Origin of the sequence: Lysobacter enzymogenes (genome assembly GCF_023617245.1) — a bacterium.
GTDB lineage: Bacteria > Pseudomonadota > Gammaproteobacteria > Xanthomonadales > Xanthomonadaceae > Lysobacter > Lysobacter yananisis.
In genome coordinates this window covers 1,968,883-1,982,525 of the sequence record NZ_CP067396.1, presented here as the reverse complement: position 1 = coordinate 1,982,525, position 13,643 = coordinate 1,968,883, and the positions used below count along the sequence as shown (strand labels likewise).

At 70.7% G+C, this 13,643-nt stretch carries 14 protein-coding genes; 3 read left to right on the top strand and 11 right to left on the bottom strand.

The annotated features are described in order from the left end of the window. Window positions 1–8: 8 nt before the first annotated feature. From JHW41_RS08310 to JHW41_RS08260, 11 genes are all read right to left on the bottom strand, one after another. Complete coding sequence (locus tag JHW41_RS08310) at window positions 9–884, bottom strand: class I SAM-dependent methyltransferase (RefSeq protein ID WP_250449600.1); 876 nt, start codon at window positions 882–884, stop codon at window positions 9–11. A gap of 18 nt (window positions 885–902) precedes the next feature. Beyond that, window positions 903–1,364, bottom strand: coding sequence for a hypothetical protein (locus tag JHW41_RS08305; RefSeq protein WP_250449599.1), 462 nt, complete (start codon window positions 1,362–1,364; stop codon window positions 903–905). A 195-nt stretch (window positions 1,365–1,559) separates the two neighbouring features. After that, entirely contained in the window at window positions 1,560–1,961 is a 402-nt protein-coding gene (locus JHW41_RS08300; protein WP_250449598.1) for a GFA family protein, read from the bottom strand. 200 nt (window positions 1,962–2,161) lie between these two features. Further along, window positions 2,162–3,127 (bottom strand): protein translocase subunit SecF, encoded by a 966-nt coding sequence (secF, locus tag JHW41_RS08295; RefSeq protein ID WP_250449597.1) that lies wholly within the window; start codon window positions 3,125–3,127, stop codon window positions 2,162–2,164. Between the two features lie 15 nt (window positions 3,128–3,142). After that, complete coding sequence (gene secD / locus JHW41_RS08290; protein WP_250449596.1) at window positions 3,143–5,002, bottom strand: protein translocase subunit SecD; 1,860 nt, start codon at window positions 5,000–5,002, stop codon at window positions 3,143–3,145. A gap of 58 nt (window positions 5,003–5,060) precedes the next feature. Beyond that, complete coding sequence (gene yajC / locus JHW41_RS08285) at window positions 5,061–5,411, bottom strand: preprotein translocase subunit YajC (protein WP_057948347.1); 351 nt, start codon at window positions 5,409–5,411, stop codon at window positions 5,061–5,063. 258 nt (window positions 5,412–5,669) lie between these two features. Further along, entirely contained in the window at window positions 5,670–6,776 is a 1,107-nt protein-coding gene (gene tgt, locus JHW41_RS08280) for a tRNA guanosine(34) transglycosylase Tgt (protein WP_250449595.1), read from the bottom strand. A gap of 279 nt (window positions 6,777–7,055) precedes the next feature. Further along, on the bottom strand, window positions 7,056–8,096 hold the full coding sequence (gene queA, locus JHW41_RS08275) for a tRNA preQ1(34) S-adenosylmethionine ribosyltransferase-isomerase QueA (RefSeq protein ID WP_250449594.1): 1,041 nt from the start codon (window positions 8,094–8,096) through the stop codon (window positions 7,056–7,058). A 450-nt stretch (window positions 8,097–8,546) separates the two neighbouring features. Beyond that, window positions 8,547–9,149 carry a response regulator transcription factor gene (locus JHW41_RS08270; RefSeq protein WP_057948350.1) on the bottom strand — a complete coding sequence of 201 codons (603 nt, stop codon included), beginning with the start codon at window positions 9,147–9,149 and terminating at the stop codon, window positions 8,547–8,549. Then, entirely contained in the window at window positions 9,146–10,330 is a 1,185-nt protein-coding gene (locus tag JHW41_RS08265) for a sensor histidine kinase (RefSeq protein ID WP_057948351.1), read from the bottom strand. Before JHW41_RS08265 ends, JHW41_RS08270 begins: the two co-directional genes overlap by 4 nt. A gap of 286 nt (window positions 10,331–10,616) precedes the next feature. Next, window positions 10,617–10,901 carry a hypothetical protein gene (locus JHW41_RS08260; protein ID WP_250449593.1) on the bottom strand — a complete coding sequence of 95 codons (285 nt, stop codon included), beginning with the start codon at window positions 10,899–10,901 and terminating at the stop codon, window positions 10,617–10,619. A gap of 376 nt (window positions 10,902–11,277) precedes the next feature. Between JHW41_RS08260 and JHW41_RS08255 the strand changes: the two genes are divergently transcribed. From JHW41_RS08255 to JHW41_RS08245, 3 genes are all read left to right on the top strand, one after another. Next, complete coding sequence (locus tag JHW41_RS08255; protein WP_057948352.1) at window positions 11,278–12,777, top strand: aminotransferase class III-fold pyridoxal phosphate-dependent enzyme; 1,500 nt, start codon at window positions 11,278–11,280, stop codon at window positions 12,775–12,777. Between the two features lie 112 nt (window positions 12,778–12,889). After that, a complete protein-coding gene (locus JHW41_RS08250; protein WP_057948353.1) occupies window positions 12,890–13,132 on the top strand; it encodes a hypothetical protein in 243 nt (80 codons plus the stop codon). Between the two features lie 75 nt (window positions 13,133–13,207). Then, window positions 13,208–13,519, top strand: a complete 312-nt coding sequence (locus JHW41_RS08245) for a hypothetical protein (protein ID WP_250449592.1) — start codon at window positions 13,208–13,210, stop codon at window positions 13,517–13,519. The last annotated feature ends 124 nt before the right edge of the window (window positions 13,520–13,643 follow it).

Genomic DNA, 13,643 nt, shown 5'->3' with positions numbered 1-13,643 from the left:
GGGCGCGCTCACCCCGCCCGCGCCGTCACCACCCAGATCGCCCCGCCGACTTCGAGCCCGTCGTCGTCGGCCAGTTGCAGCAGCGCCGCGCGGATCGCATCGCGCGCCGCTGCGTTGAGCTCTTCGCCGCGCCCCTCCAACAGCCGCGCGACCGGCCCGACCCGGAACACCTGCTCCATCGCGTCGTCGGCCATCGCCTCGCGGGTGGCACCGCGGCCTAGGTAGAACGGCGTGGCGAACGGCGCCAGCCCGATCTGCGCGAAACCGGCCGCGGTCAGCACTTCGCGGGTGTAGCCGGGATCGCTGAACGCGAACGGCCCCGGCTGGCGCGTGTCCACCGGCGCGCGCTCGACCAGGTGCGCGATCGCGGCCAGCGGCAACTCGTACCAATCGTTGAGCCGCGGCTCTTGCCAGCAGGCGAACGCGATGCGGCCGCCGGGCTTGAGGGTCTTGCGCAGTTCGGCGAAGGCCGCGACCGGGTCGTCGAAGAACATTACTCCGAATCGCGAGAACAACAGGTCGAAGCGCTGCGGCGCGAACGGCGGCCGGCTGGCGTCGGCTTCGAGGAACTCGACCGCCAGGCCGAGCGCGGCGGCGCGTTCGCGCGCGCGGCCGAGCAAGGGCGCGGAGATGTCGATGCCGGTCGCCGAACCGTCGCGGCCGACCGCGCGCGCGAGTTCGAACGTGGTCGCGCCGGCGCCGCAGCCGATGTCGAGCACGGCCTCGCCGGGTCGCGGCGCGGCCGCGGCGAACGCCGCGCGGCCGTAGGCGGCGGTGCGTTCGTCGAGCCAGTCGTTGTAGGTCAGCCAGCGCAGGCCGACCGCGCCGTTCCAGTATTCGATCTGTTCCGCGTTCGGCGGCGCGTCGGGAATGGGGGTTTCCAAGTCGGTCTCCGGTGGCGCTCAGCGCTTGAGGCCGCGGGCGTGGGCGAGCAGACCGGGCGTGGCCCGGATCCAGCCCACGCTGTCGTCGGTCGGGTACAGCCGGCCCTCGGGCGTGCGGCTGAGGTTGAGAATGTAGTCGCCGCCGTCGGGCGGCTGGCTCGGCTGCTCCTGGGTGACTTCGAAATCGAACTCGCCCGGCGGATCGCCCTTGAACGTTTCCAGCGCGCGGGCGCGGACGCGGAAGGTGCGATAGCCCAAGCGTCCGTCGCTGCCGTGGTGATCGGCGACGGCCTGCGCGCCGAGCAGGCGCGCATGCACGCTGATCGCGGAGCGCTCGTGAAAATAGGCGATGTCGCGCTTGAAGAACGCCTCATCGTGCGCTTGCGCGAACGCCAGGCCGCTCGCGGCGAGCGTCGCGGCGATCGCGGCCGCCGCCAGCGCGGGCGCGAACCGTCGCGGCACGTTCTTGTCCGACTTCATACCGATCCTTGCGCAGTCGTGGCCGCAGCAGTCTTCCGCGTAGCGCCGGCGCGGTCAATCGCCGCGGTGTCGCACGCCTCCCTGCAGGAGCGGCGCGAGCCGCGACCGCGCCAGCGCAGCCACGGCTCCCGTTTCGCCGCGAGCGCAGACCCCGCGGCCGCGGCTCGCGCCGCTCCTGCAGGGGCCCGCGCCGGATCACACGTCCGGCGCTTCGCCGCGGCCGGCGCCTTCGCGATCGCGCTCGTAGCGGCGGGTCCCCGCGAACGCCGGCAGCCAGGGTTCGCGCCGGATCGTCCACAGCTCGTAGGTCGGCGCGAACCGGCCAGGCGCATCCATCGCGCCGAGATTCACTTCGACTTCGTCGCCGCTGCGGCCGAACACCGAGGAGCCGCAGTCCGGGCAGAAGTGCCGGCCAGCGTAGGCGCGCGTCTCGCCTTCGATCGCGACCGCGGCTTCGGCGAAGATCGCCGAGGCCTGAAACAGCGCGCCGTGGTGCTTGCGGCAATCCAGGCAATGACACACGCCGACGCGATACGGGCGGCCGCTCGCGACCAGGCGCACCTTGCCGCACAGGCAACCCGCGGTGACTCGGTCCATGCTGCGCCCTCTCGTTCGTATGGCCCGCGGGCCGGTGCCGCCACGGTAGCGCCGCCGCGGCCGCCCGCGCGCGAACCTGCGCCGCAGAACGGCCGCGCGGGCGCGTCGGGCGGAACCGGAGGCGGCCCGTCTCCGCCAGCGCCCACGAAAAAGGCCGCGCTCGCGCGCGGCCTGTTCCGGGATACGGACGCGAAAACCGCTTACGGCCGGCGCGCCAGCGCCGCTTCGTCCTTGGCCTTCGGCATCAGGTCCTGCTTGGTGACCTTGAGCAGGCCCAGGGTCAGCAGCGGACAGGCGACGAAGATCGACGACAAGGTGCCGATGATGATGCCCAGCATCTGCGACTCGGCCATGCCGCGCAGCGAGCCGCCGCCGTACAGGTACAGCGCCAGCACGGTCAGGAACGCCACGAACGAGGTGATGATGGTGCGCGACAGGGTCTGGTTGATCGACTTGTTCAGCACCGTCTCGGGATCGGCGCGCATGGTGCGGAAGTTCTCGCGCACGCGGTCGAACACCACGATGGTGTCGTTGATCGAGTAGCCCATCACCGACAGGATGCCGGCCAGCACGGTCAGGTCGAACTCGTGGCCGCTGACGGCGAACCAGCCGGCGACCACGATCACGTCGTGCAGGGTGGTGATGATCGCCGCCACCGCGAACTTCCATTCGAAGCGGAAGGCGATGTAGATCAGGAAGCCCACCACCACGAACACCAGCGCGTACAGGCCCTTGAGCGCGAGTTCCTTGCCGACCTGCGGGCCGACGAACTCGTTGCGCACGATCTTGGCGGTGCCGCCGTTGCTGACGACCGCGCGGGTCACCGCCTCGGCCGCGTGCGCGGTGGCGGCGTCGCCGCTCTCGCCCTCGCGCGGCTGCAGGCGGATCAGCAGCTGGTTGCCGGAGCCGTAGGTCTGCACCTGGGCGCTGTCGTAGCCGTCGGCGGCGAGCTTGTCGCGCACCGCGTCCAGCGACAGCGCCTTGTCCAGCTGCGCCTCGATCAGGTTGCCGCCGGTGAAGTCCAGGGCGTAGTTGAAACCGCGCGTGCCCATCGCGCCGATGGCGACGAACATGATGATCGCCGCGACCGCGATGGAGACCCATCGCAGGCGCATGAAGTCGATGTTGGCGTCGTTGGGCAGCAGCGTCAGCGGGAAAATCTTCATGTCAGGGTTCTCCCGTCAGATCGCGATGGACTTGAGCTTGCGGCGGCCGCCGTAGATCAGCGTGGCGATGCCGCGCGACACGGTGACCGCGGTGAACACCGAGGTCAGGATGCCGATGATCATGGTCATCGCGAAGCCCTGCAGCGGACCGGTGCCGAACGCCCACAACGCGACGCCGGCCAGCAGCGCGGTCATGTTGGAGTCGAAGATGGTGCCGGAGGCCTTGTCGTAGCCGGTGGCGATCGCCGCCTGTGGCGGCACCCCGGCCCGCAATTCCTCGCGTATGCGTTCGTTGATCAGCACGTTGGCGTCGACCGACATGCCGACCGACAGGGCCAGGCCGGCGAAGCCGGGCAGGCTCATGGTCGCGCCCATCAGCGACATCAGCGCCACCACCATCAGCAGGTTCAGCACCAGCGCCAGGCAGGTGATCAGGCCGAACACGCGGTAGTAGATCAGGAAGAAGCTCAGCGCGAACACGAACGAGTACAGCACCGCGGTGGTGCCGCGCTTGACGTTCTCCGCGCCCAGGCTCGGGCCGACCACGCGCTCTTCGACGAACACCATCGGCGCGGCCAGGGCGCCGGACTTGAGCTGGTTGGCCAGCGACTTGGATTCTTCCGCGCTCAGGCCGGTGGTGCGGAAGCTCTTGCCGAACACGCCGCGGATGGTCGCGGAGTTGATCACCCGCTCCTCGGTGCGGACCGACTGCACTTCCTTGCCGTCGACGATGCTGGTGGTCGGGATCTGCTCGACGTAGACGATGCCCAGGCGCTTGCCGACGTTCTCCAGCGTGTGCTCGAGCATGCGCTGGCCGCCGACGCTGTTGAGGTTGATGTCCACGCCCTGCTCGCCGGTCTGCGAATCGGTCAGCGGCTGGGCGTTGACCAGCTGGTCGCCGGAGACCAGCAGGCGCTTGGACAGCAGCAGCGGGACCTTGTCCTGGGTGTAGTAGATGCGCGAATCCGGCGGGATGCTGCGGTCCTTCAGCGCGGCCTCGGCGGCGCGCTCGTCGCCGGTGACGGCGCGGAACTCCAGGGTCGCGGTGGCGCCGATCTGGCGCTTGGCCTCGACCGTGTCCTGCAGGCCCGGCAGCTGGATCACGATGCGGTCGGTGCCCTGGCGCTGGATCACCGGCTCGGCCACGCCGAAGGCGTTGATGCGGTTGCGCAGGGTGTTGAGGTTCTGCTCCACCGCTTCCAGCGCGATCCGGCTGAGCTCGGCCTGCGGCACTTCCAGGGCGACCGTCTGGCCGTCGAGGTTGATGATCAGGTTCGGGAACGCGGTGCGCAGGCGCTCCTGCGCCTTGGCCTTGTCGGCGTTCTGGCCGAGGGTGGCGACCAGGGCCTCGTTGCCGCGGCGCACCACCGAGGTGTAGGGCACGCCGGCGTCGCGCAGGGTCGAACGGATGTCCTCGACGTAGGCGTCCAGGCGCTTGTCGAGCGCGGCGTTCTGGTCCACCTGCATGACGAAGTGGACGCCGCCCTGCAGGTCGAGGCCGCGCGGCATCGGCTTGGCGGCCAGCGATTCGAGCCACTTCGGCGCGGTCGGCGCCAGGCTCAGCGCGACCACGTAGTCGCCGCCCAGGCGCGGGCGCAGGGTGTCGGCGGCGCGGGTCTGCTGTTCGGTGTCGGCCAGGCGCACCAGCAGGTTGCCCTGCTCTTCCACCAGCACCGACTTGGCCGGAATCTTGGCCTCGGCCAGGATCCCCTCGATGCGCTTGGCCAGCGAGGCGTCGATCGCGGTCGTACCGGCCTTGGCGGCGGAGACCTGGACCGAGGGGTCTTGCGGATAAGCGTTGGGCAGCGCGTAGATCACGCTGAGGATCAGGACCGCCAGGATGGCGAAGTATTTCCAGCGCGCGAAGGTCAGCATCGAAAACCCCTGCGACGGCCTCCCCGGCCGCCGCTTCTCAAGATGGCGTGGCGTCGGCTCAGGCCGACTTCAAGGTGCCCTTCGGCAGCACGTTGGCGATCGCGCCGCGCTGGACGCGGATGGCCACGTTCGGGGCGATCTCGACGGTGATGAAGTTCTCGCCGATGTTGGTGACGGTGCCGGCGATGCCGCCGTTGGTCAGCACTTCGTCGCCCTTGGACAGCTTCTCCAGCATCGCGCGGTGTTCCTTGGCGCGCTTCATCTGCGGGCGGAAGATCAGGAAGTACATCACCGCGATCAGCACCAGCGGCAGGACCAGGCCGCCGAAGCTGCCGAGCGGGCCCGCCGAGGGCGCGCCGGCGGCGGCCTGGGCGTAGGCGGGGGCGATCAGGAGGTCGAGCAGGTTCATCTGTGAAGTCCTGGAACTAAAAATAGCCGGGGATTATGCCACGGCCGGGCCGGGGCTACGGCCGGCCCCGATCCGGGCGGAGCCGGGTCGGATCTGGGCCGGGGCGCACGCTTTCGGGCCGGGCCGGGGGTCGCCGCAGGCCGCGCCGGCCCTGTACGGGGCGGCGGGCGACGGCGGCTGGGAGGCCCTCCCCCCTGCCCTCTCCCGCGGACGGGAGAAGGGGACAGAGAGTCCGCCCGCTGTGCGGGCGGACGGCGTTTACATGCGTGCGGCGTAGAAGGACTCGCGGAAGGCGGCAAAGGTTCCCTGCTCGATCGCCGCGCGCATCTGCGCCATCAGCCGCTGGTAGTAGCGCAGGTTGTGCAGGGTGCCGAGCATCGGCCCGAGCATCTCGTTGCAGCGGTCCAGGTGGCGCAGGTAGGCGCGGCTGAAGCCGTTGGCGCAGGCGTAGCAGTCGCAGCCCTCCTCGATCGGGCGCAGGTCGCGCTCGTACTTGGCGTTGCGCACCCGCACCGTGCCCTGGGCGGTGAAGTAGTGGCCGTTGCGGGCGTTGCGGGTCGGCATCACGCAATCGAACATGTCCACGCCGCGCGCGACCGACTCGACCAGGTCCTCGGGCCGGCCCACGCCCATGAGGTAGCGCGGGCGGTCCTGCGGCAGTTGCGGGCAGGTGTGCTCGAGCATCTCGTTGCGCTCGGCCTCCGGCTCGCCCACGGCCAGGCCGCCGATGGCGTAGCCGTCGAAGCCGAGCGCCTTCAGGCCCTCGGCCGAGCGCGTGCGCAGGCCGTGGTGGACGCCGCCCTGGACGATGCCGAACAGCGCCGCGTCGTTGCCCTCGTGGGCCTTCCTCGAGCGTTCGGCCCAGCGCAGGCTCAGCTCCATCGACTTGCGCGCGACGTCCTCGGTGGCCGGATACGGCGTGCATTCGTCGAAGATCATGACGATGTCCGAATCCAGCACGCGCTGGATGTTCATGCTCTCTTCCGGGCCGAGGAACACCTTGCTGCCGTCCACCGGCGAGGCGAAGGTCACGCCCTGCTCGGTGATCTTGCGCCGGTGCGCGAGCGAGAACACCTGGAAGCCGCCGGAGTCGGTCAGGATCGGCCCGTTCCAGCGGGCGAAGCCGTGCAGGCCGCCGTGGTCGCCGATCACGTCCAGGCCCGGGCGCAGGTACAGGTGGAAGGTGTTGCCGAGGATGATCTGCGCGCCGAGCTCGCGCACGTGCTCGGGCATGATCCCCTTGACCGAGCCGTAGGTGCCGACCGGCATGAACGCGGGGGTTTCGACCGTGCCGCGCGGGAACGTCAGGCGGCCGCGGCGCGCGGCGCCGTCTTGGCCGAGGAGTTGGAAGGACATGCGGCTCATGCGCGGGTTCCTTGGGTGGGTAGCGGGCGCATGGGGGCGACGCGCGGGGGGCTGAATCTGAAAATCGGGGGGCGGGGATCGGGTTCGGGAATCGGTAGAAGCCAGAGCCGAAACCCCGCGGTCCCGTCATTCCGGCGAAAGCCGGAACCCATTTTGCCGTTGCTCGTGATTCGTCGCAGCGGACAGCAAGATCAAAATGGGTTCCGGCTTTCGCCGGAATGACGGGCGTGGGGTTCGAGGCTGGCCGAAGAGTCCGGACGTCTTGAAGCTGCGGCGGCGCTACGTCTCTTCGGTCGCCGACAACAACATCGCGTCGCCGTACGAAAAGAACCGATAGCGTTGCGCGATCGCGTGCGCATAGGCGTCGAACACGCGCTGCTTGCCGGCGAAGGCCGAGATCATCATCAGCAGCGTGCTTTCCGGCAGGTGGAAGTTGGTGACCATCGCGTCGACCGAGCGGATGCGGTAGCCCGGCAGGATGAACAAGCGGGTCTCGCCGGCATAGGGCTGCAGTTCGCCGCCGCCCTGGCGGGTCGCGCTCTCCAGCGCGCGCACCACGGTCGTGCCGACCCCGATCACGCGGCCGCCGGCGGCGCGGGTGCGGCGGATCTGCTCGACCAGGCCGGCGCCGACGTTGAGCCATTCGCTGTGCATCACGTGCTGGCTCAGATCGTCCGCGCGCACCGGCTGGAAGGTGCCGGCGCCGACGTGCAGGGTGACGTGGCCGAACTGCACGCCGCGCTCGCGCAGCGCCTGCAGCAAGGACTCGTCGAAATGCAGCCCGGCGGTGGGCGCGGCCACCGCGCCGACTTCGCGCGCGAACACGGTCTGGTAGCGCTCGGCGTCGTCGCGGCCGGGCTCGCGCTGGATGTACGGCGGCAGCGGCAGGCGGCCGGCGTGCAGCAGCCACTGCTCCAGCGACTCGGACACGTGGAAGCGCAGCCGATAGAACTCGCCGTCGCGGCCGAGCACCTCGGCCTCGCCGCCGGCGTCCAGGGCGATGCGCGCGCCTTCCTTCGGCGACTTGCTCACGCCCAGCTGGGCGCGCGCCTCGTTGCCGCCGAGCAGCCGCTCGATCAGGATCTCGACCCGCCCGCCGGTGCTTTTCTGCCCGAACAGCCGCGCCGGGATCACCCGGGTGTCGTTGAACACAAGCAGGTCGCCGGGCTGCAGCAACTGCGGCAGGTCGCGGACGTTGCGGTCCTCGAGCGCGGCCGGCGCCGGCGGCACCCGCAGCAGCCGGCTGGCCGAACGCTCCGGCAGCGGCGCCTGGGCGATCAGCTCGGGCGGGAGGTCGTAATGGAAGTCGGACTTTTTCAAAGGGAACCGAAGTGATTGAGCGCCAGGCGCCGCCCCGTCCGACGCCCGGCCAATCGGCCGCGCTCCCGGCCGTATAGCCGGTTCGGATCGGGGAAGAGAACGGGCCATTATCCCGGCTAATGCCCGCGAGCGCCAAAACGGCGGTTCAGCCGCGCATGACCGCAGCCCGAACCGCCCTCGACGCCACGCGATCTGCCTGTAGGAGCGGCGCCCCAAGGGATTTCCTTCGGTCACAAGCCGCGACGCGGCCCTGTAAGCGCCGACGCACACCGCCGGGGCGAGATCCCGCCCCGGTCCGCCTTAAGCGCTGAATTCTCGTCAGAGCCGCTGACTGTTAATCAGGGGCTCCAAGGCCTCCTATCCACCATACCGGCGGCACCGAACATCCGCCGCGAACGGCCACCCCGCGGTCGCGGCTCGCGCCGCTCCTACAGGGGGCTACGGGCGGGATTACAGCCAGCCGTTCTGCCGCGCGCGCCGGTAGGCCTCGATCCGGTTGCTGCTGTCGAGCTTGCCGATCGCCTCGGACAGGTAGTTGCGCACCGTGCCCTGGCTCAGGTGCAGGCGTTCGCCGATCTCCGCCGTCGACAACCCCTCGCCGGCCAGCCGCAGCACCTGCCGCTCGCGCTCGGTCAGCGGGTCTTCGTCGCTCCACGCCGCCACCGCCAGTTGCGGGTCGATCGCGCGGCCGCCGCGGTGGACCTGGCGCAGGGCCTCGGCCAGTTGCCCGGCCGGGGCGTCCTTGAGCAGGTAGCCGCGCACGCCCGCGTCCATCGCCCGGCGCAGGTAGCCGGCGCGGCCGAAGGTGGTGACGATCACCACCCGCGTCGGCATGCCCGAGTCGCGCACCCGCATCGCCAGGTCGATGCCGGTCATGCCGGGCATCTCGATGTCGGTGACCACCACGTCCGGCTGCACCCGCTTGACCGCCTCCCAGGCCTGGGCGCCGTCGCCGGCCTCGGCGATCACCTCGATGTCGGGTTCCAGGTTCAGCAGCGCGGCCAGCGCGCCGCGCACCAGGGCTTGGTCTTCGGCCAGAAGCAAACGGATCATGCGGTACCTCGTTCGAGCAGCGCCGGTTGGCGCACGGACCCGGCGGGAGCGACGGCGGCCGGCAGCCGGCGCGCGGCGTTGAGCGCCTCGCGCGACACCAGCAGGCTCAGGCGCGTTCCCGCGCCGGGAGGGGATTCGATTTCCAGCACGCCGCCGACCGAGCGCAGGCGCTCGCGCATGCCGGTCAGGCCGTGGCCCTCGGCGGACACGCCGCCGCGGCCGTCGTCGACCACGCGCAGGACGATGCCGCCGCGCGGGTCCTCGGTCAGCTCGACCTCGACCCGGCGCGCGCGCGCATGCCGCAGCACGTTGGTGACCGATTCGCGCAGCGCCAGCGCCAGCGCGGTCTCCACCGCGACCGGCAGGTCGATCGGGTCGAGGCGCTGGTCCAGGCTGATCTCGCCGCCGAGCAGGGCCAGCCGCGCCGCCGCCAGTTCGGCCTGCAGGCCGTTGGCGCGGATTCCGGCGACCGCCTCGCGCACCTGGGTGAGCGCCTCGCGCGCGACCCGCTCGACCTCGCTGATCTGGTCCTGGGCCGCGCATTTGTCGTGTTCGATCAGGCGCGCGGCCAGCTGCGACTTCAGCACCACCACCGACAAGGTGTGGCCGAGCAGGTCGTGCAGGTCGCGGCCGATGCGCTCGCGCTCGGCCAGGCTGGCGAGCCGGCGCACTTCTTCCTGGGTCAGGCGCAGTTCGGCGTTGCGGCGCTCGCGCGAGCGCGCGGCCAGCACGCCGGTGAACACGATCGCCCCGACCAGGGCCTGGATCAGCACGCTGAACACCGGCGCGCCCTGCGCCGGCAGGGTCGCGATCGATTCGGCCGCGAACAGCGCGAACAGCGCCGCGGTCAGCGCCAGCCCGCGCCACAGCGGCAGGAAGCTGGCGATCATGCCGGCGGCGAAGATCAGATAAGTGCCGCCGCCGATGCCGAACGGCACGGTGGCGAAGCCCAGCGCCGCCACCGCCAGCACCAGCCACAGCCGCAGGGTGGCGCCGCCGCGGTAGAACGCCCAGTACAGCGGCAGGAACACCAGCACCGAGCCGATCGCCAGGGCCAGGATCCACCACGGCGCCGGGAAGTTGAACACCGGGATGAACACGAAGCTCAGGTAGAGCAACGAGGCCAGGTGCCAACCCAGCAGGTTGTCGTGGGCGTCGAGCGGTGGACCGGGCGTGCGCATGAGGGCGGTGATCCTGGAAGTCGGGCGCGACCGGCCGGAGCGTGGGTCCGGCGTTCCGCCATAACGGGCGGCGATCGCGGCGACCAGCGCGGTGAATGGGGCGCGCGCCGGCGATCCCTCCTCGGCGCGCGGCGCGGCAGCGGAAAATGAACGATTCGGTCGCACGCTGGCCACGAACGATGCGGACTTTAGCCGAGTTCGGCCGCGTCGGCCGCAACCGTGAGACGCGCGGCGGGCGTGATCGCCACGGACGCGATCGCGGCAGGCGCGCTCACGGCACGCCCACTCACGGCAGGCTCCGCGCATCGGCGGCGGCGGCGCGCGCCGCCGTCGGCGCGTGCGGCGGCGCATGCTCGGCCGCGCGCGCCGCGCGCACCAGGGCCGGCGCCGCGCGCCGCGGCGGCTCGGGCCGGGCCCGGCGCGCGATCGCGGCGAGGACGTGGTGGAACGGATGGATCGCGCTCATGGGCTGCCTCGCCGGGGTCGGCTCGCTGGGGCCGATGCTCGCCGCCACTGTCGGTTCCGCCGCCCCGGGCGGGCAGTGCAGCCCGCCACCGATCGCCGGTGACAAGCGTCATCCGCCGCGCCAGGGCCCGCCCGACGCGGCCAAGCCAGCGGCCTAGCGCAGGGGGTTATCGGCGTTGGGCGGACGTGCTAGACTTCGATAAATCATTGAAATGAAACGAAAAATCGTCAAAAGCCCTAGGGCTTGCGCAAAAATTTTGCGCGGTTTTCCGGCATTTCAACGAGTTAGCCCGAGTTAGCCGCAGCCTGGTCCGACGCGCCCGCCGACGACTCGGCCCGGCACCCATTCCCGTTGTGAGAGATGGCGCTTGGCGGCCGGGGAGGCCGTTGCAACTGCGAGGGTCCGGCCCAGGGGGCGGACCGGTCTGCTCACGCAACAACCCGGCAGGACGCCGACGAAACCGACACGCAGGAGATCCGCCATGACCCAGTTGCTCGCCACCCTCGCGCCGCTGCGCGCCCACGCCGGCAAGCGCCGCACCGTCGGCCTGGACGACGAGACCGTCGCCCGCTTCGCCGTCACCCACCCGGAACTGGGCGAGGCCATCGCCGCCGCCGCCGCCGAGTACGCCCTCATCCGCGAACTCCACGCCGACCTGCTCGACCTCGACGAGGACGCGCAGATCCAGGCGATCCAGGCCGGCTACGTCAACTTCTACCCCGACGACGGCGTCAATCCCTACGTCGCCCTGACCGCGCGCGGCCCGTGGGTGATCACCCTCAAGGGCGCGGTGCTGCACGACTCCGGCGGCTACGGCATGCTCGGCTTCGGCCACACCCCCTCGGCGGTGATCGCCGCGATGGCCAAGCCGCAGGTGATGGCCAACATCATGACCCCGTCGCTGTCGCAGCTGCGCTTCGAGCGCGCCCTGCGCGGGGCCATCGGCGCGCAGCGCGGCGGCTGCCCGTACGAGCGCTTCTTCTGCCTCAACTCGGGTTCCGAGTCGGTCTCGCTGGCCGCGCGCATCGCCGACGTCAACAGCAAGCTGATGACCGACCCGGGCGCGCGCCACGCCGGCCGCGCGATCAAGCGCCTGGTCATCAAGGGCAGCTTCCACGGCCGCACCGAGCGCCCGGCGCTGTACTCGGATTCCTCGCGCAAGGCCTACAACCAGCACCTGGCCAGCTTCCGCGGCGAAGACTCGGTGATCGCGATCGAGCCCTACGACGCGCAGGCGCTCAAGCAGGCCTTCGCCGACGCCGAAGCCAAGGGCTGGTTCATCGAGGCGATGTTCCTGGAGCCGGTGATGGGCGAAGGCGACCCGGGCCGCGGCGTGCCGGCGTCGTTCTACGCGCTGGCGCGCGAACTCACCCGCGACCACGGCTCGCTGCTGCTGGTCGACTCGATCCAGGCCGGCCTGCGCGCCCACGGCGTGCTGTCGATCGTCGACTACCCCGGCTTCGAAGGCCTCGACGCGCCGGACATGGAGACCTACTCCAAGGCGCTCAACGCCGGCCAGTACCCGCTGTCGGTGCTCGCCGTCGGCGAGCGCGCGGCCTCGCTGTACCGCAAGGGCCTGTACGGCAACACCATGACCAGCAACCCGCGCGCGCTCGACGTCGCCGTGGCCGTGCTCGAACAGGTCACTCCGCAGCTGCAGGCCAACATCCGCGCGCGCGGCGCCGAGGCGATCGAGAAGCTGGAGAAGCTCAAGGGCGAACTCGGCGGCCTGATCACCAAGGTCCAGGGCACCGGCCTGCTGTTCTCGTGCGAACTGGCCCCGCAGTTCAAGTGCTTCGGCGCCGGCTCCACCGAGGAATGGCTGCGCGAGCGCGGCATCGGCGTGATCCACGGCGGCGCCAACTCGCTGCGCTTCACCCCGAACTTCACCATCGCCAGCGACGAGCTGGAACTGCTGGTGTCGATGGTCGGCCGCGCGCTGCGCGAAGGGCCGCGGGCGCAGCAGGCGGCAGCGGCCTGACGGCCGCTGCCCAGGAGCGAGCGAAGAGAAGCGAGAAGTGAGCGGAAGCCGCTTCCTGCTTTATGCTCCTGCTCGCTCCTCACTCCTCTCCGCTCACTTCTAGAGAAACGAAATGATCCGTTTGTCCAACAAGGAAACCGGCGCCGACATCGGCGAGATCAGCGAGGAAGAGCTGCAGATCCTGGTGCTGGCGCTGGAAGAGGAAGACAGCAAGGACCAGGACTACTGGATCGACCACGCCACCGTCGACATGATCGAGATCGATCATCTCAACGCCGGCTCGCTGATCACCGTGCTGCGCGCGGCGATCGGCGACAGCGACGGCGTCGAGATCCGCTACGTGCGCACGGCCTGACGCCGACGGCGCGCACGGGCCGGGCGCGGCGATGCCGCGCGCCGGCCCTCGCGGGCCTCGCAACGGTCCCCGTCCATGGCGCTCGAACTGATCCAGGCCCGGCACCAAAGCGCGATCCACGACTCGCGCAAGCTGTTCGTCGTCGACGAGCGCTTCCACGCGCAGTTGTTCGCCCGCGCGCTTTCGCCGAACGAGTATCCGCTGCTGCACCAGCTGCGCGACTACTACGCCGACGCGACGCTGCTGCTCGGCGACTTGCCGCGGCTGCACGCGGAGCTGGAGCGGTTGACCGCGCAGTTCACCGAGCGGACCCAGGTGCGCGAGTTTTCCCGCTTCGTCGCGCAAGCCATCGCCGACGGCGACAACCTCTACGCCACCGCCGACTGAGCCTGCCGCCGGATCATCCCGCCGGATTTGCCCCGCCGGATTTGCCCCGCCGGATCGCCGCGCCGGATTTGCGCCGCCGACGCGCACCGCAAGCCCCTGCCGACGCGCGCCACCGGATGTTCCC

Excerpts from the sequence above, each read along its gene's own strand:
- secF (WP_250449597.1), bottom strand. The coding sequence starts at position 3,127 with ATGAAGATTTTCCCGCTGACGCTGCTGCCCAACGACGCCAACATCGAC.
- JHW41_RS08265 (WP_057948351.1), bottom strand. The coding sequence starts at position 10,330 with ATGCGCACGCCCGGTCCACCGCTCGACGCCCACGACAACCTGCTGGGT.
- JHW41_RS08255 (WP_057948352.1), top strand. The coding sequence starts at position 11,278 with ATGACCCAGTTGCTCGCCACCCTCGCGCCGCTGCGCGCCCACGCCGGC.
- secD (WP_250449596.1), bottom strand. The coding sequence starts at position 5,002 with ATGCTGACCTTCGCGCGCTGGAAATACTTCGCCATCCTGGCGGTCCTG.
- JHW41_RS08305 (WP_250449599.1), bottom strand. The coding sequence starts at position 1,364 with ATGAAGTCGGACAAGAACGTGCCGCGACGGTTCGCGCCCGCGCTGGCG.
- tgt (WP_250449595.1), bottom strand. The coding sequence starts at position 6,776 with ATGAGCCGCATGTCCTTCCAACTCCTCGGCCAAGACGGCGCCGCGCGC.
- JHW41_RS08250 (WP_057948353.1), top strand. The coding sequence starts at position 12,890 with ATGATCCGTTTGTCCAACAAGGAAACCGGCGCCGACATCGGCGAGATC.
- JHW41_RS08300 (WP_250449598.1), bottom strand. The coding sequence starts at position 1,961 with ATGGACCGAGTCACCGCGGGTTGCCTGTGCGGCAAGGTGCGCCTGGTC.
- JHW41_RS08270 (WP_057948350.1), bottom strand. The coding sequence starts at position 9,149 with ATGATCCGTTTGCTTCTGGCCGAAGACCAAGCCCTGGTGCGCGGCGCG.
- yajC (WP_057948347.1), bottom strand. The coding sequence starts at position 5,411 with ATGAACCTGCTCGACCTCCTGATCGCCCCCGCCTACGCCCAGGCCGCC.
- JHW41_RS08245 (WP_250449592.1), top strand. The coding sequence starts at position 13,208 with ATGGCGCTCGAACTGATCCAGGCCCGGCACCAAAGCGCGATCCACGAC.